The organism is Microbulbifer sp. HZ11 (genome assembly GCF_000708675.1).
GTDB lineage: Bacteria > Pseudomonadota > Gammaproteobacteria > Pseudomonadales > Cellvibrionaceae > Microbulbifer.
In genome coordinates this window covers 1,647,225-1,664,099 of sequence record NZ_JELR01000001.1, presented here as the reverse complement: position 1 = coordinate 1,664,099, position 16,875 = coordinate 1,647,225, and the positions used below count along the sequence as shown (strand labels likewise).

Sequence of the window (16,875 nt, the reverse complement as noted above, 5' to 3'; positions counted from 1 at the left end):
CCTGGTTACAAATAAGCGTTACAGTCGGTGTAACCTGTTCTCTGGGCACTGCTGCAGCAGTGATTGCAATGGTGTGCCATCGGGCATGACCAGGTCCGGGGCCAGGTCGGCCAGCGGAACCAGTACAAAATTGCGTTCCGGAATACGCGGGTGCGGCACAGTCAGTCGCTTTGTGGATAGTTTTTCGCTGCCAAACAGCAGTATATCCAGGTCCAGCGTGCGTGCTCCCCAGCGCACGGTGCGTTCGCGGCCGTGATCGTTCTCGATGGCCTGAAGCGCATCCAGCAGTGATTCTGCGGGCAGCTCCGTGTCGAGCGCAGCCACGGCATTGACGTAATCCGGCTGTTCGCCGGGGCCGACCGGCGCACTGCTGTAGAACGGTGAGCTGGCTACCACACGGGTCACTGGAATCCGGTCAATAGACTCCAGTGCGCTGTGCAACTGCGCGAGCGGGTTGGCCAGGTTGCTGCCGAGGCCAATATAACAGCGAATCACTTGGGAATTCCGCTCAATCTGCCGGGCGTTCCGTGCCGCTGCCAGGGCGCTTACTGCGATTTCGGTTGCGTCCGCCACGACTGCGGCGCCCGCGGTTTTTATTTCCACGGGGACCGTTGCGGGGTACCTCGCGCACCATCAGCTGGCGCTGTTCCTCATCAGCCTGCTGGAAATCTGTCCACCACTGGCCGAGGCCCGCGGGAATTTCGCCGCTGTCTTCCCGTAACAGCAGGAAATCGTAAGCGGCGCGGAAACGCGGCATTTCCATCAGGCGGAAGGCGCGCTCGCCACCGCGGCGGGGCAGGCGCGACTGCATGTCCCAGATCTCCCGCATGGGCATGGAGAAGCGCTTGGGGATGGCTGTGTGCGCCAACTGCGCACTGGTAATTTTCTGTGCGGATTGCGCCAGCGCCGGTACCGGCGGAATCCCTTTACTTTCCAGAAACTGCTGCTCGCTGTTGACCGCGGGCCATAAAAGCGCCGCATACAGGAATGCAGGCGTAACACGCTGATCCGAGCGGATGCGGGTGTCGGTATTGCGCAACGCCTGGCGGGTGAGGGCCAGGGCCTCCGGATGCTCCAGCATGCGCGCGTTGTCGGGGAACAGGTGGGGCCACAGCTCGTATTCACGCAGAAGCTCGAAGGTGCGCTCACCGTGACCGCTCATCAACAGCTTCAATACCTCATCGAACAGGCGTGCAGGGGCGATGTTGCGCAGCAGTGGTGCCAGCTCTCGCAATGGGGCCGCAGTGTTGGGTTCGATGTCGAAATCCAGTTTGGCCGCAAAGCGTACCGCACGGAGCATGCGCACTGGGTCTTCTTTGTAGCGGGTTTCGGGATCGCCGATCATACGGATCAGGCGTTGTTCGATATCCTGGATACCCCCGGTGTAATCGTGAATCTCGAAACCGTTGGTGGTGTAGTAAAGGGCGTTGACGGTGAAGTCCCTGCGCACAGCATCACTTTCCAGATCACCGTAGACATTGTCCCGCAGCAGCATGCCGTGCTCTGACTGTTGCGCTTCGTGCGCTTCGCCATCGCTGTGGTGGCCGCGGAAGGTCGTGACCTCGATAACCTCGCGGCCGATGCGAGCGTGCAGGATCCGGAAGCGGCGGCCGACAATACGCGCCCCGCGAAACAGTTGCTTGGCCTGTTCCGGTGTGGCATCTGTGGCTACGTCAAAATCTTTCGGGTGACCGCCCAACAGCAGATCGCGCACACCGCCGCCAACGATATAGGCCTCGAAACCCGCTTCCTGTAACCGCTTCATTACGGTCAATGCGGCGCGACTGACATCCCGGCGCGACAGGCAGTGGTCGCTGCGGGAAACCACGGTGCGGGAATGGCTGGAAGAATTTGCGGGCTTGCCGCTGGAGCGCGGGGGGCGGGATGAGGAAGTAGGGGGCTGACCGGAACCGGATTGGCCTGAGTCCCCATGGGCTTCGCCTTCGGCGGCTTTGGATTTGTTGTGCCAGCGCTTGATGCTGCTGATCAGGGTATTGAGCATACGTCTATCTGTGTTGTCCGCGCCCTCTGCATGGGGCCGCTGTATCTATATCGGTGTACCTTCTCTCAGCATCCCGCTCGGTGAGCGCGTAGCGTCGGGTGCGTATTGGTCAAAGATACCTGATTGGGAACCGGTGTGCTCCGCAGGCTGGTTATCGGGAACCGGGCGACGGATGCGGTATGAGGGCGGATTCTAACACATGCAGCACAATGCACAGCTGCCGGACCCACTCCTGTGGGGACCAGCATCCAATGTGCATCGATGAAAAGAAGAAAAGAAGGGAATTATTCTTATTCGGTATGAAGGCAGCGGCTTCCTTGCGCTATCAATTTGCTTCTCAGCAAACCCTCTCCCAGGCACAATCAGTCAGTTTGTCACGTGCTTGTCGTTATTTTTGTTGTCTTCTACAAATTATTGTTTTTGTTATTTCTCTTTATTCTTATTGTTTATTTTTATTATTAGCTTTTGTTCGCTACCCGAAGGTAACCTTTCTTAGTTTATTTTTATTGTTGTCCTGGGCCTTATTATTGTTATTGGCCCTGTTTTGCTCCGGAATCGATCACTTTGGCTTTTATTATCGATCTGCCCGTTATTATTTTTATTGTGTGGCGCCCGCTTATTGTCAGTTGTTATTAGGGCTTAAACAGTCATTTATTTTTATTCTTGGCTGTTCTTGTTGTTTGACCTATACAAAGCAGATAGCGTGCCAACTTTAAAAAACCCTTTAAAATCAATTGCTTAACTTTTTGGGGAACTTTTATCTGGCGCCGGAACACAGTATTCCGTTACACATGGTGCGGTAGTTGTTACTTGTTCGCGGCGGGGGGTAACACTTTCAGTTGTTACCAATTTTTTCTTGGGCGACTGTCTTGTCACAGCTTCCGGAGCGGCTTATGGTTTCGCTAACTTATTGAAAATCATGAGTTTTTTGGGCACAAAAAAGCCCGGGAGTTTCCTGCCGGGCTTTCTGCGTGCAGCGGTGTATCTCAGGCTTCTGCCAGTCGCTTGGCCTTTTTGCGGGGTATTCCCAACTTCTGGCGGCGCTCCCACAGGCACTTGCGGCTGACCCCCAGCTTTTTGGCCAGTTCTGTCTCACTCATGGTTTCCTGGTGCTCGAGAACGAAACGGGCAAAGTAGTCTTCAAGAGAGAGGTCTTCACGCGGGTCCTCCCGCAGGCTGTTGCGCGGGCGCCGCTCTGGGTCTGCTTCATCAATGGGCACCAGGTCCAGGTCGATATCCAGTGTGCGGTGGTCGATCTCGGTGGTGTCGTCGGTGAGGATCACTGCCCGCTGAATCGCGTTCTCCAGTTCCCGCACGTTACCGGGCCAGGTGTAAGTCGTTACCGCCTGTATCGCTTCCGGTGACAGTTTCAGGGTGGCGCGACTGACCTTGGCGCAGAACTTCTCCAGCAGCTTTTCCGCGATCGTCAGAACATCTTTACCGCGTTCGCGCAGCGGGGGCAGAGTCATCTGTACCACATTGATGCGGTAGTAAAGGTCCTCCCGGAACTTGTGCTCCGCTGCCAGCTGGCGCAGGTTGCGGTGAGTGGCCGCCACCAGGCGTACGTTCACTTTGCGCGATTCGATGGCGCCGATGGGGCGAACCTCGCCTTCCTGCAGTACTCGCAGCAGGCGGGCCTGGGCTTCCAGGGGAAGCTCGCCGATTTCATCCAGGAACAGGGTGCCTCCATCGGCAGCGGCAATCAGCCCCTCGCGGGCAGTCTGTGCACCGGTAAAGGCCCCCTTCTCGTGACCGAACAACTCGGCTTCGATCAGGGTTTCCGGGATGGCGGCACAGTTTACCGAGATCAGTGGTTTGCCATTGCGTTTACTCTCTTCGTGGATCGCGCGCGCCACCAGTTCTTTACCGGTGCCGGTTTCGCCATGCACCAGTACGGTGGCATCGGTAGGCGCCACTTTGTGAATACGTGCATAGAGCTCGCGCATCACCGGGCTGTCGCCGATCATGCCGGAGATTGCACGGCCCTCGGCCTTGCTGTCTGCGGCAGCGGCACCGGCGGCACGATTCTGCTCAGCCTTGCCGATGACCCGGCGCACGGTGGCGAGCATCTCATCGTGATCAAAGGGTTTGGCGATATAGTCGGCAGCACCCATACGCATGGAGTCCACCGCCGAGCGAAGGCTCGCATAGCTGGTCATGATCAACACCGGTACATCGCCGGCGAGTTTGAGCAGGTCGGTACCGGGGGCGCCGGGCAGGCGCAGATCTGAAATGATCAGGTCCATATCCGCGAGGCGGTATTTTGTGGTGGCCTCGCGGACCGAGCCAGCTTCACTGATCTTGTAGCGGTGCCGCTCCAGCAGTTTGCGCAGGGCAGTGCGGATAATGGCTTCATCTTCTACGATCAGAATGTGGCTCATGTGTTACGCCTGGTTACAAAGTGTGCAGGGGGAGCTAAGTTTTACCTTTTGGGCGTTTCGATGCAACCCAGAGTCGCTTGCATGGTCAAAAAATATCCAAAAATTGATGTCTATTGGTAACCATTTGGTCATTGTTGTGCCTTCCATTGGGCCCTGTGACTCACTGTTCACGCCTGTGCCAGGGGTATTTGCACGATAAAGCGCGCGCCTCGCCCTGTCTCGATGTGGGCGGGGCTTACCAGCTCCAGTTGTCCGCCGTGCTCTTCCACAATGCTGTATACCATGGCGAGGCCAAGGCCTGTGCCTTCTCCCGGTTCTTTGGTGGTAAAGAAGGGCTCGAGAATGCGCTCTCGGTGCGCGGGCGAGATGCCGGGGCCATTGTCGGTGACGGCGATACAGGCGAGGCCCGCACGGGTGTAGCCGTCTACTTCAATGTGTCCCCCGTCCGGACTGGCGTCGCGAGCGTTACTCAGCAGGTTGATAAAAACCTGGATCAGACGCTGATTATCCCCCAGGCCAATCAAACCCTCGGGGACCTGGTTGGCGAAGGTGACCTCGGTCTTATCTCGCTGCAGGGAAAGTAGTTGCACCGCCTCTTCCACGCATGCGCGCATATCCACCGGTGCCTTCTCGGTGTCCTGGTTACCGCTGTGAGAGAAGCTCACCAGCGAATGCACAATGCGGCTGATGCGCTGTGTCTGGCTCAGGATCTGATCTGCGGTTTCCAGTACCTCCGGATTGTCGGAGTCGAACTGGAGGTTCTGCGCCAGGCAGGCGATCCCGGTAACCGGGTTGCCGACTTCGTGGGCGACGCCTGCGGCGAGGCGGCCGACCGATGCCAGTCGCTCGCTGTGCATCAACTCTTGTTCCAGCAGCTGGGTTTCAGTGATGTCTTCCACCAGTAGCATCTGTCCATCGCCGCGGTTGTCCCTGTTGCGGCTTTCTTTATTGCGGCCGGCATTGTCGCGTCCGTACTTCCCAACGCGCTGCTTGAGTCGCGTCTTGTGCAGGTTCAGCCAGTGGCTGGCACCGTCAATATCCACCTGTTGTTTGAATTGGCTGCCTTCTTCTGAGCGGGCGAACTCGGTCAGCAGGTCACGCCAGGGCGCCGGAAGATACTCGGGCTTGGAGCCGATAACTTCGCTGGCGGCGATACCGGTGAGATCGGCCATGGCGTAATTCCACAGCAGTATTTCCCCATCGCGGCCGAGCGAGCAGGCCGCCATGGGCAGTTCTTCCAGCATCTGTCGGTGATACAGGCGCAGGTTGTTCAGCTCCGCCGCGAGGCCGGTTAACTGGTTTTTATACCGGCTGAGGCGGGTTTCGATCAGGTTGATGTCCTTATTGGCGGGCTGATCGCCGGTCACAAACGGCAGGTGGCGGTCCAGAATCTGGCCGGCGAGTACTCGTCCAAGTAATCCGGAGAGGTTGGCTTCGAGACGGTCGCGCAACTGGCGCAGGGCATAGGGACGCCGCTCCTCTTCGGTCAGATTTAACTGGCGCAGGGCGCGCCCGACTTCCTGGCTGGCGGTGGCCGCACCGAGGCTTTCCGACAGGCGCAGGCGGAATTCAGCCGCGGTCTGTACGTCCAGTTCCAGGCGCAGGGCCTGGCTGATGGAGTCGTCGCTGCACAGGTCGGCAGCGTAGCGCTCCAGGCTGGAGGTGCGGGTGAAAATCGACAGGCAGACAAACAGCAGAATGTTCGCGGACAGGGACAGGGTGGTGATCTGAGGCCAGATCTCCATACCCAGCGGAACCCGATAGCTGCCGATGGCGATCCCGCTGTTTCCGACTATGGCGGGGAACAGCAGCCCCGCTGCCCAGATCAGCATGCCGGCCAGCAGGCCGCCGATAAACCCCCGCCGATTGCCCTGGGGCCAGTGGATCACTGCGAAAATGCCCGGCAGAAATTGGAGCGAGGCGATAAACGCGATAATTGCAAGATCGGACAGGGACAGGCGATTGTTCAATAGCAGGTAAAAAGCGAAGCCGGCCAGGAACAGCGCGGCCACCAGGGCCCGGCGCAGCCACAGCAGCTGACGGTACATGTTGTCGTCCGACTGCCAGCGGGTGCCGGGCAGCAGCCAGTGGTTCATCACCATGGTGGCCAGCGCCAGGGTAATCATGATTAATGCACCCGTGGCTGCGGACAGACCGCCGACAAACGCGAGAATGGTCAGCGTCGCAGAGCCGCTGGCGCGAGGCACTGCCAGTGTGAAGTACTGCACCGGCTCTGTCACATCCAGCGCGAAGCCTGCCCACATGATCGGGAAAATCGGCAGTGCCATCAGCAGCATAAACAGGGGGAAGCCCCAGCTGGCCGTGCGCAACCCCTGCGTGGCGGGGCGCTCGGCAATACTCAGGTAAAAAATGTGCGGCATGGCGACGGCGGTCGCGATAAACACCAGCAGCAGGGTGTGTGAAGACCCTTGTTTGATGGGGGAATACAGCAATTGCTGCATATCGCTATTGTCTGCCAGCCAGTTGTCCAGCCCGCCAAGTCCGCCAAAGACGCCGTATACGGCGTAGAGACCTACCGCGAGCAGGGCCACCAGTTTGACGACAGATTCCAGCGCCATGGCACTGGCGAGGCCGGCCCGCCGTTTGCGCGAGGCGCCGTAAGTACTGGTAAACACCGCTAGCAGAACACAGTAGAAGAAGGCAATGAGGTCTTTACTGGTGACTCCGGTATCGGGCAGAGCCATGGCGGCGACGTTGTCGCGGGAGAGCAGTGCGAGGGTTTCGGCGACGGCCTGAATCTGCAGGGCGATCAGCGGTAATAGCCCGAGCAACATAAACAGGGTTGCGAGCGTTCCGGCCTCGCGGCTGTGGTAGCGGAATACCAGCAGGTCGGCGGGGGAGGTGAGCTGATAGCGCTGTGCGAGCCGCGCGAGGGGCTCCATGGCGACGGGGGCAAACAGGAACATGGCGCCGGTGCCGAGGTAGTACGCGAGTACGCCATATCCGTGTTGCCAGGCGAGGTCGATGATGCCGTAGTAGGTCCAGGCGCTGAGAGAGACGCCGAGGGACAGTACATAGAAAAACGGGTGGCGTACCCAGTTGGTCGGCAGCCAGCCTTTGGAGGTGGCGAAGGCGACGAAGAAGAGGGCGAATATGTAGGCGACACCGATCAGCGCGATATTGACGATCTCAAAGGTCATCGGGTTTGCGCCTCCGCTGTATAAATATGGCCAGCAGGATCAGGACGAACCAGAGGATAAAAGGGCGATACCAGGCGCCGGTGGGGTTGATCATCCAGGTGAATACGGTGGGGCTGAATACGTAGCCCACCAGTACCAGCAGGATTAACAGGGTGCGGTTGCTCATTGATGGCCTGTTGGGGGTGTCCTGCGGTGAGGCAGATCGATCTCGGGAAAACTGGCGCAAAATGTTAATGCGCGGTTGGGGTGGAGTTCAACTTTTGTGAATCTTTTGGGTGTAGTGGCGGCGCCGCTACCGGGTATGTCTTTGCAAGACACGCCGTGAACCCGTCCCTGGGGGCTCTGCCCCGCCATCCATGGCGGTGAAGGGCTTGCAAAGACATACCCGGTATCGCCACCTTATCCCTGACCACGTTAAGCCATTGATTGCTAGTTGAGCAATCGGTTGCGAATATCAACGGCTTTTCTATGCCAGTGCGCACTGGCCCACGAAAGCACACGCGCCGGCGTTTCGGATTCGAGTCCCGGTGGCGGGTGAAACCCGAGAAAACCCAGCGCCAGAACAAGGTTTTCCGATGCCCTGTCGTCATCCAGCGGTGCGGCGTGGTTCTGTTTGCTGAGCTTCTGACCGCCCTCGTTCATCACCAGCGGCAGGTGGCCGAACTCGGGTGGCTCGGCGCCGAGGGCGCGGAAGAGTTGGCGTTGCACTCCGGAGCAATCCAGCAGGTCGGCGCCGCGCACCACGCAGTTCACACCCTGTGCGATATCGTCGACGACAACTGCGAGCTGATAGGCGTAGAGGCCGTCTTTGCGTTTGAGGATGGGGTCCTCGGTAACCGTCTGGATCTGCTCGCCCTGCCAGATATCGTGAAACTTTTCGGTAGCGCCGGCGCAGTGAAAGCGTAGGGCGTATGGGCCCTGCTCACCGATGCAGTTGGCGCGGCGGTGGCCGCCGGCCTTGCGTACCTGTTCCCGAGTGCAGGAGCAGGGGTACACAAGATCCTGTGCGCGCAGCCCGTCGAGCGCCTGTTGATACAGGGCGTGGCGTCGGCTTTGCCAGACAATGGGGCTGTGGCTGTGCAGGCCGTGGGCGTGCAGGGATTTGAGGATGCGCTCGGCGGCGCCGGGCATTTCACGGGGTGGGTCAAGGTCTTCCATGCGTACCAGCCAGTGTCCGCCGTGGGCAATAGCATCGAGGTAGCTGCCGAGGGCGCAAACCAGCGAGCCGAAATGCAGAGGGCCGGTGGGGGAGGGCGCGAAGCGTCCGGCGTAGTGTGCTGGCTGTGAAGCGGGTACAGACACGGGAAAGGTTGGAGTGTGTTTGATGCAGGAAGGGGGAGCCGGGCAGCGCCGTTGGACGCTACCCGAAGAGTGTTCGATCAGCCCGAGATCTGCTTCTCTTTGATTTCCGCCAGGGTTTTGCAGTCCACACACAGGGTTGCGGTGGGACGGGCTTCCAAGCGGCGGATGCCGATTTCGACGCCGCAGGCTTCACAGAAGCCGTAGTCGTCCTGATCGATCAGCTCGATGGTGGAATCGATTTTTTTGATCAGCTTGCGCTCGCGGTCGCGGGTGCGCAGTTCCAGGCTGAATTCTTCCTCCTGGCTGGCGCGATCCGCTGGGTCCGGAAAGTTCGCAGCTTCATCTTTCATATGAGTTACGGTGCGATCCACCTCTGCCATCAATTCGGCCTTCCAGGCCAGAAGCAGCTTGCGGAAATGCTCCTGCTGCTTCTCATTCATGTACTCCTCGCCCTTCTGTTCCTGATAGGGCTCAAAGCCGTGCAGAGAATCGGATTTCGCAGCAGTATTGGGCATAGTCATTGCCTCTCTCGTAAATCGGGCCCTACTTAATAGGGGCACTACAACCAAATTCAAGCCTAGCAGGCGAAAGCCTGGACCTCAGGCTGTATTAAAGCCGCTATCGCGACCAAGCCGTGGAAACTATCAAATCTCTCCCGACAGCGCCACAAAATGTTGCCGTACCCGCGTGCCGGCGACGATCCTCCCACAACGGATGACCCGATTGGTGTATTCTGGCGGCCAAAATTTCCCCAACTTGTCGTCCACATCTACAAGTGATGACTTTTTGAGCAAAAAAGCGAGAAGTCCCCGTGAAACTCAGCCCGCCACTGGCCCAGGGCAAACTCCTGCGCCGCTACAAGCGTTTTTTGGCCGATATTGAATTACCGAATGGTGAAATTATAACCATCCACTGTCCCAATACCGGCTCGATGAAAAATTGTTGGGAAGAAAACACCCCCTGTTGGTACTCCGACTCCGGCAACCCCAAACGCAAGTACCGCCATACCCTCGAGATCAGTACCACTTCTGAAGGCGCTCTCGCCGGCGTCAACACCGGCCGTGCCAACCACCTGGTGGAAGAAGCCATCAACAATGGTGCGGTGGAAGAATTACAGGGGTACAACAGTCTGCGCCGGGAAGTGAAATACGGAGAGGAAAACAGCCGCATCGACTTCCTGCTCAGCGGCGAGCAGGGCGACTGCTATGTGGAAGTGAAAAATGTCACTCTCGCGGAAGGTAACCGGGGACTCTTTCCCGATGCCGTCAGTGCACGGGGCAGCAAACACCTGCGCGAGTTGCAGAAACTCGCCCAGAGCGGTACCCGCGCGGTACTGTTTTATTGCGTCCAGCACAGCGCCATCGAAACCGTAGAAGCTGCCGCCGAAATTGACCCGGCTTACGCCACCGCTTTGAAAGAAGCCGTCGCCGCGGGCGTAGAAGTCATTGCCTACCGGGCCAAGCTCGACGCAGAAGAAATCTGCCTCACCGAGCCGGTACCCTATCGGCCCGTCGAATAATCGAGCGGATTAATCAGTCCGCCAGCAACACATAGAGCCCGTCCTGCGCGTACTCCACCGGCACTGGCGTCAGCGCATCCCCTGCACAGGGACCGGCAATGCATTCCCCGGTGCTGATCTCAAACAAGGCACCGTGGGAAGCACACTGAATCAACGCCTTCTCCGAATCCAGAAACTGATCCGGCTGCCACTCAAGATTGATCCCACGGTGCGGACACACGTTCTTGTAGGCGTAGACCTCGCCATCTTTCTTTACCGCAAAAACATTGTCCATCCCCGCGCTTTTCTCACCCAGAGAAAAGCCTTTGGAATCGCCTTCGTTTAGGTCTTCGTAGCCGCAGAGGAAATGTTTTTGCATGGGGATAACTAACGCTTAATAAGTGATAACTGAGCACGCAGTGTAGCGAAAAGGTGGCAGGGAAAACTACCTGGAGAGTCGGGGCGAAGGTCTCGATGCCGGGAATGGCTTTGCGAGACGTTGATTCGGGCAGTTCCTGCCCTCACCCTGCGGGCGCCTTTGGCGTCCAAAACGGATTACCGTTTTGTCAAAAACAGGGTGTTTTGCAGAGCCCCCAGGGATGGGTGCACGGCGTGTCTCACAAGGCCTTACCCGGTAGCGGCGCCGCCACCGGAGATTGAATCGAAGCTGATTAGGGAGCCGCTAGAATCAGAGAAGTCTGATAAGCTTCCCCATCCCGCAAATAATCCACCCGCACCCGATCCCCAGGCTGCCGGTTTTCCAGCAAATTCATCAGATCGTCGTAATTATTCACCGGCTGACCATCGATCCCCACAATCACATCTCCCAATTGCCAGCCACCACGACTACCGCGATAAACCCCACGCAGCCCAGCCTTCTCCGCCGGCAACCCAGGCGCCGTGCGCAACACCGCCACACCCTCAAAATCGTAGCGACTCGCCCATTGGTCCGGCGCCGACTCAATCCCCAGAATCGGCCGCACCAAACGACCGTGGGCAATCAACTCCGGCACGATTTTCTTCACCGTATCCACCGGAATCGCAAAGCCAATACCAACACTCGCACCACTCGGGCTGTAAATCGCCGTATTCACTCCAATCAGCCGCCCACTGCTATCCAGCAGCGGGCCACCGGAATTGCCTGGATTGATCGCCGCATCCGTTTGGATCACATTGCGAATGGTCCGGTTTCCCGCGGCCTCAATTTCCCGCCCCAGCGCGCTCACCACTCCCGTGGTCAGAGTGGTATCCAGCCCGAATGGATTGCCAATCGCCAGCACCTTACGGCCAACGGAAAGGCCCGCAGATTCACCCGCCACCAGCGGCTTCAGCAGTTCCCGAGGGGCATTGATCTTCAGCACCGCCAGATCTTTCTCCGGCGCCGAACCCACCAACTGCGCGGGCCACTCACTGCGATCCTGCAGGGTAATGGTGATCTTGCGCGCCTTCTCGATCACGTGGAAGTTGGTCACCACATGGCCCTGGTCATCCCAGATAAACCCACTGCCGGAACCCTTGGGTACCGAGTGCAGGCGCAGGGTCCAGCGGTCCCGCACCAGGGTCTCATTGGTAACAAAGACCACCGACGGACTGGCGAAGTTGAACACCTGCATGGTGTTGGTTTCATCGTCGGTAGCGAACTGGGGAACGCGGGAATCGGCAGTCGCGCCGATGGCGAGGCAGGTAAGAACAGTGGCGAAAACGAAACGCGATAAGAGTCTGGTCAGGTACATGGTGTGGGCGGTTTCCTGCGTGGGCTATTTATACGACCGCAGATTACGTGGCCACAGGGCCGGAGCAAACAGAGCGCCCACACCAGGGACGCTCTGCAAAAGATACGGTCAGCGAGCAGAATTTTGCAGCGCCAGGATACGATCCTCAAGCGGCGGGTGGCTGGCCAGGAGGGCGGCCATACTGTTGCCGTAAATACCGAACGCCTTCATGTTGGCCGGCAGCGGCTCCTCGCGGCCCGCTTCCGATTCGGCCTTGATGCGCGCCAGTGCCGCAATCATCGCATCCGGGCTAGCCAGGTGTGCACCGGCGGCATCCGCGCGGTATTCGCGGCGACGGCTGAACCAGGCGACCACCATCATGGCGAAGAATCCGAAAACAATGTCCATCACGATGGAAGTGATGTAGTAGCCAATACCCAGGCCCTGTTCGTTGCGCAGCAGCACACGGTCGACAAAAAAGCCTACCAGGCGCGCGAAGAACATGACAAAGGTGTTCACTACCCCCTGAATCAGGGCCAGCGTGATCATATCTCCGTTGGCCACGTGGCCGATTTCGTGACCAATCACCGCGCGGGCCTCATCCCGATTGAAGCGTTGCAGAAGGCCTGCGCTTACTGCCACCAAGGCGTTGTTGCGGTTCCAGCCTGTGGCAAACGCATTGGCCTGTGGCATGGGAAAAATACCCACGTCTGGCATGCCGATGCCCGCTTTCTGTGACAATTCGCGTACGGTTTCCACCAGCCAGCGCTCGTCTGCAGTTTGCGGCTGGTCGATGATCTGAGTGCGGGTGGACATGCGCGCGAGGGTTTTCGACAGCAGCAGGGAAATCAGAGAGCCGCCGATGCCGAAAATGGCGCACATCAGCAGTAGTCCGGGCAGGTTCAGGTTGACGCCGTTGGCATCGAGAATTCCCTGGATGCCCAGCAGGTTAAAGATGATGCCAACCAGCACCATCACCGCCAGGTTGGTTAGCAGGAAAAGCCCTATTCGCAGCATGTGCATTCTCCGAAGGGTAAGCAGAAACCGAATAATAATAAGGTGAGACCACCGGCCCCACCGGGCGCATAAGACCTCAGTGTGGGGAAAGTGGTTCCGAAATGACCCCGCGATAGGATCTCGCACTAGATAGGGTCGGGTCGGGTCATTTACAAGTGGAAAGGGCGCAAAATTGACCGGAGGGCGCGCAGGAGGTCAGGCGCTGTCTTTGCGTGCCAGCAGCTGCTCAGCTTCACTGACCAGATTGGCTTTCAGGTCTGGGTCGAGATCGTTCCAGTGTATGTCGAGTATCGCCCCTTGCAGCGCGTATAGTAGAACCCGCGAGGCATTGATACCCCGGCGGCGAATGCTGGCAAAGGCTTCGGCTGGGCCGACGCGATGCAAATCATCCAGAGTGCGGATGCCGATAGAATGCAGGATGTTTACGGAGGCAAGTCCCAGGTTTTTCAGTTTCAACAACTCTGACTGACTTGGGTGCATAAAATTCTTCCCTGAACTTTTTGACAGTACGACAACCGCGATTCCTTTTGCGCCTGCCTGAGTGAACCCGGAGAACCTTGGATACGAGTGTTCCTACCAGCTCAACTGTAACGGGCGTTCAACATAGCACAAAAAAATAAAAGGCCAAACCGCCACAGGTTGTGGATGCATTGTCCTGCTTCCGGCTATCGGGCGTGGCCCTGAGCGGTGCCTGACGAACGTTATCAATTACAGTACAGTGACGATACCTCGACATTGGTCGAAACCATTGTTGAGTAAAATTGTGCTATTTAGTCAGGCCTGTTGAAAAAGCCTAGTCTGCATTTTGGTTTTTTGCAGGGCACCCGTTTCGGATTGGAGCCGTCAGTTAGGTGAGGCTCCGGGTTCTGGAGTCTGGAGATTGGGAATTCGATGCACCGATTAATTCGTGACATGTTGTTCGGACTCACGGATGCGCATGTCATCCTGGAACCCGAATCCGGGCAGCTGATGCACCCGGAAGCGCTCAGCGCATTTGACCAGCTGCGACGCGACGCGCGCAATGCGGGCTTCGAGCCCAGAGTGGTTTCCGGGTTTCGTGGATTTGAGCGTCAGAGAATGATCTGGAATGCCAAGGCGTGCGGGCAACGGCCGCTACTCGACAGTTCAGGAAAGCCTCTGGATGTGGCGCAGATGTCGCCGGACGACATTCTCTTCGCTATATTGCGCTGGTCCGCGCTACCGGGCGCGTCGCGTCACCACTGGGGGACCGATTTCGACGTGATCGACGCCGCCGCGGTGGAGGAAGGTTACCGGGTTCAGCTAACCCCCGAGGAGGTTGCAGACGACGGCGTTTTTGGTCCTTTCCACCGCTGGCTGGACGAAAGAATTGCCGCCGGTGAAAGTCGCGGGCTGTTTCGCCCCTATGCCGTAGACCGCGGTGGAGTGGCGCCAGAGCGCTGGCACTTGAGTTACGCCCCGCGCGCGCGGGAATTCCAGGATCTGCTGACCGAGCAGGCTCTGGTAGAAATGATTCTCAGTTGTGAATCCGACCAGGGGCTGTCGCTGTCGGAGTGCATCTGCGAGCGGATGCCGGAAATCTATCCGCGGTTTATCGCCATCCCCGACTCTGCTTATCCCACAAATATCACCCGGCTGTGACATAGAGTGTGTAAAGGAGTGAATACCATTTCTCTTAACGACGTGAATAGCAGTGCGCTAAAAGGGCGTGATATCTGGACTGCAATGCGAGCGGAAGCGGCAGCGGCCGCTTCTGGGGAACCGGTGCTGGCCAGCTATTTCCATAATACGGTGCTGCGTCACAACAGTATCGATCGAGCTCTGGCCTACCAGTTGGCGTCGGTCCTGGATCACGCAGCACTGACCGCCACCGCACTGCAGGAAGTGATCGCCGCAGCGCTTGCGGATGACCCCACTATTTCTCAGTGCATGCAGGCGGATATCTGCGCCTGGTTCGACCGCGACCCCGCGTGCGATCAGTACCTAATGCCGTTTCTGTATTTCAAGGGGTTTCACGCCCTGCAGTCTCACCGTATTGCGCACTGGTTGTGGAAAAAAGGGCGCCATACCCTGGCGCTGTATTTTCAGAGTCAGGTGTCGGAGCAGTTTGCGGTGGATATCCACCCGGCGGCGCGGTTTGGTTGCGGCATCATGATTGATCACGCCACGGGCTTTGTCGTGGGGGAAACCTGCGTGGTAGAGGATGATGTATCCATTCTGCACTCGGTGACCCTGGGTGGCACCGGCAGCGGCGGCGGGGATCGCCACCCGAAAATTGGCCGTGGCGTGATGATCGGTGCTGGCGCCAAGGTACTGGGGCCCGTGCAGATCGGTGAAGGCGTAAAGATCGCCGCGGGCAGCCTGGTGTTGCGAGACGTGCCGGCCCATTCCACCGTCGCCGGTGTGCCGGCGCGAGTAGTGGGAGGCAAGTGTGAAGGCGCTCCCGCTTACACCATGGATCAGACACTGGATTCTGACAATTAAATTGGTTTGAATAGTTGTTGCTCGCGCCAGCGACGCCAGCACAATAAGCAGGCCCCACTACGAGCGGCATTACTATCGAGATTACCAGTGAGGTAAGGCAATGACCGAATCAACGTACAGTGTGATTTTCCGCGGCGACCTGGAGCCGGGGTACACGGTGGCGGACGTGAAAGCCAACTTCGCACGCCTGTTCAAGGCCGGCCCGGACACCGTGGAAAAACTGTTCAGCGGTCGTCCGCTCGCCATCAAGAAAGGGCTGAGCCAGGCGCAGGCCGAGCAGCTGCAGGCCACCCTGTCCCGTCATGGCGCGCTGTCTTCCCTCAAACCGGAAGGTGAGCCGCAGCAAGCTGCCCCGGCGCCCAGCCCCGCACCGCAGCTCCAGCCGCCAGCAGCCGAGAAGGTGGATTCCGAAACCGGTCTCTCTCTGGCCCCGATGGAGGGGTATCTGCTCAAGGACCACGAGCGCGCCAAGGTGGATCCGGTTCAGGTGCCGGTGAGCCACCTGAGCCTGAAGCCCGCCGGTGGAAATCTGGTTGAGGCCAGTGAGCAGCAGGCGCCCCCACCTGTACAGGTGCAGGTGCCCAACTGGCAGCTGGGTAGCCATATCACTGGCAAGGCGTCGTTCAAGCTACCGGACTGAAGGCCGTTTAAAGCGTTTTCTCGCCTTGTCGACCGCGCTGCGGGTCACGCAACCTTCCACATGGTCGTTGATCAGTCCCATTGCCTGCATAAAAGCGTAAACGGTGGTGGGGCCGACGAACTTCCAGCCGCGTTCTTTCAGGTCTTTGGAAATGGCCTTGGAGACATCGGAAGTGGAAACACTTTGCGGCACGGTAGTTTCCGACTCCTCTGGCTCAAAGCGCCAGAAATAGGCCGCCAGTGACCCTTCCTCTTTCACCATTTCCCGGGCGCGCTGGGCGTTATTGATGACCGCCTCTATTTTCCCCCGGTGTCTCACTATCCCCGCATCCAGTAGCAGTCGTTCCACGTCCCTCTCGGAAAACCTTGCCACCTTGTTGAAGTCGAACTGCTTGAACGCTTTGCGAAAATTTTCCCGCTTGGCGAGGATGGTTCGCCAGCTCAGCCCCGATTGAAACCCTTCCAGGCAGATCTTCTCGAACAGGCGCTTGTCGTCGTCCACCGGGAAACCCCATTCATTGTCGTGGTAGGGGAGGAAGTCGTCGGTGGCGGCGCACCAGCCGCAACGGGGCTTGCCGTCGGGACCATTGATGGTGGTTGGCATGAAAGCTGCTCCGAATAAATAGACCCGGCTATTTAATGGGCACAAAAAAGCCGGCGCAAGGCCGGCTTCTTGTAATCGAGGAGATTACCCAACCGG

The 16,875-nt window shown here is 58.5% G+C and carries 17 protein-coding genes; 5 read left to right on the top strand and 12 right to left on the bottom strand.

Annotation, left to right across the window (positions count from 1 at the left end; translation table 11 throughout):
* Positions 1–18: 18 nt before the first annotated feature.
* On the bottom strand, positions 19–492 hold the full coding sequence (folK, locus tag AU11_RS07150) for a 2-amino-4-hydroxy-6-hydroxymethyldihydropteridine diphosphokinase (RefSeq protein ID WP_231491733.1): 474 nt from the start codon (positions 490–492) through the stop codon (positions 19–21).
* A gap of 16 nt (positions 493–508) precedes the next feature.
* A complete protein-coding gene (gene pcnB, locus AU11_RS07145) occupies positions 509–2,002 on the bottom strand; it encodes a polynucleotide adenylyltransferase PcnB (RefSeq protein WP_043317511.1) in 1,494 nt (497 codons plus the stop codon).
* A gap of 251 nt (positions 2,003–2,253) precedes the next feature.
* On the opposite strand from pcnB, the gene AU11_RS18275 reads away from it, so the two are divergent.
* A complete protein-coding gene (locus AU11_RS18275; protein WP_156035167.1) occupies positions 2,254–2,718 on the top strand; it encodes a hypothetical protein in 465 nt (154 codons plus the stop codon).
* A gap of 270 nt (positions 2,719–2,988) precedes the next feature.
* On the opposite strand, the gene AU11_RS07140 is transcribed toward AU11_RS18275, so the two are convergent.
* The 5 genes from AU11_RS07140 to dksA all read right to left on the bottom strand — a co-directional run bounded on the left by AU11_RS07140 (position 2,989) and on the right by dksA (position 9,361).
* A complete protein-coding gene (locus AU11_RS07140; RefSeq protein WP_043317509.1) occupies positions 2,989–4,383 on the bottom strand; it encodes a sigma-54 dependent transcriptional regulator in 1,395 nt (464 codons plus the stop codon).
* Positions 4,384–4,550: 167 nt separating this feature from the next.
* On the bottom strand, positions 4,551–7,544 hold the full coding sequence (locus AU11_RS07135; protein WP_043317507.1) for an ATP-binding protein: 2,994 nt from the start codon (positions 7,542–7,544) through the stop codon (positions 4,551–4,553).
* Complete coding sequence (locus tag AU11_RS18460; RefSeq protein ID WP_197023780.1) at positions 7,534–7,710, bottom strand: hypothetical protein; 177 nt, start codon at positions 7,708–7,710, stop codon at positions 7,534–7,536. Before AU11_RS18460 ends, AU11_RS07135 begins: the two co-directional genes overlap by 11 nt.
* A gap of 263 nt (positions 7,711–7,973) precedes the next feature.
* Complete coding sequence (gene gluQRS, locus AU11_RS07130) at positions 7,974–8,846, bottom strand: tRNA glutamyl-Q(34) synthetase GluQRS (protein WP_043317505.1); 873 nt, start codon at positions 8,844–8,846, stop codon at positions 7,974–7,976.
* Positions 8,847–8,923: 77 nt separating this feature from the next.
* The gene (gene dksA, locus AU11_RS07125; protein WP_043317502.1) at positions 8,924–9,361 is read right to left on the bottom strand and encodes an RNA polymerase-binding protein DksA; all 438 of its coding nucleotides are present in this window, start codon (positions 9,359–9,361) and stop codon (positions 8,924–8,926) included.
* Positions 9,362–9,657: 296 nt separating this feature from the next.
* On the opposite strand from dksA, the gene sfsA reads away from it, so the two are divergent.
* Positions 9,658–10,365, top strand: coding sequence for a DNA/RNA nuclease SfsA (gene sfsA, locus AU11_RS07120; RefSeq protein WP_043317500.1), 708 nt, complete (start codon positions 9,658–9,660; stop codon positions 10,363–10,365).
* A gap of 13 nt (positions 10,366–10,378) precedes the next feature.
* Here the strand turns inward: sfsA and AU11_RS07115 are convergent, their stop codons facing one another.
* The 4 genes from AU11_RS07115 to AU11_RS07100 all read right to left on the bottom strand — a co-directional run bounded on the left by AU11_RS07115 (position 10,379) and on the right by AU11_RS07100 (position 13,553).
* Entirely contained in the window at positions 10,379–10,723 is a 345-nt protein-coding gene (locus tag AU11_RS07115; protein WP_043317498.1) for a Rieske (2Fe-2S) protein, read from the bottom strand.
* A 292-nt stretch (positions 10,724–11,015) separates the two neighbouring features.
* Positions 11,016–12,077, bottom strand: coding sequence for a S1C family serine protease (locus AU11_RS07110; protein WP_043317496.1), 1,062 nt, complete (start codon positions 12,075–12,077; stop codon positions 11,016–11,018).
* Positions 12,078–12,185: 108 nt separating this feature from the next.
* Complete coding sequence (htpX, locus tag AU11_RS07105; RefSeq protein ID WP_043317494.1) at positions 12,186–13,073, bottom strand: protease HtpX; 888 nt, start codon at positions 13,071–13,073, stop codon at positions 12,186–12,188.
* A gap of 195 nt (positions 13,074–13,268) precedes the next feature.
* Positions 13,269–13,553, bottom strand: a complete 285-nt coding sequence (locus AU11_RS07100; protein WP_043317492.1) for a TfoX/Sxy family protein — start codon at positions 13,551–13,553, stop codon at positions 13,269–13,271.
* Positions 13,554–13,964: 411 nt separating this feature from the next.
* Between AU11_RS07100 and AU11_RS07095 the strand changes: the two genes are divergently transcribed.
* From AU11_RS07095 to AU11_RS07085, 3 genes are all read left to right on the top strand, one after another.
* Positions 13,965–14,693 carry a M15 family metallopeptidase gene (locus AU11_RS07095; protein ID WP_043317490.1) on the top strand — a complete coding sequence of 243 codons (729 nt, stop codon included), beginning with the start codon at positions 13,965–13,967 and terminating at the stop codon, positions 14,691–14,693.
* A gap of 84 nt (positions 14,694–14,777) precedes the next feature.
* The gene (gene cysE, locus AU11_RS07090) at positions 14,778–15,536 is read left to right on the top strand and encodes a serine O-acetyltransferase (protein WP_051687088.1); all 759 of its coding nucleotides are present in this window, start codon (positions 14,778–14,780) and stop codon (positions 15,534–15,536) included.
* Positions 15,537–15,636: 100 nt separating this feature from the next.
* Positions 15,637–16,176, top strand: coding sequence for a hypothetical protein (locus tag AU11_RS07085; RefSeq protein ID WP_043317486.1), 540 nt, complete (start codon positions 15,637–15,639; stop codon positions 16,174–16,176).
* Here the strand turns inward: AU11_RS07085 and AU11_RS07080 are convergent.
* Positions 16,165–16,779 (bottom strand): DNA-3-methyladenine glycosylase I, encoded by a 615-nt coding sequence (locus tag AU11_RS07080; protein ID WP_043317484.1) that lies wholly within the window; start codon positions 16,777–16,779, stop codon positions 16,165–16,167. The genes AU11_RS07085 and AU11_RS07080 overlap by 12 nt on opposite strands.
* Between the last annotated feature and the right edge of the window lie 96 nt (positions 16,780–16,875).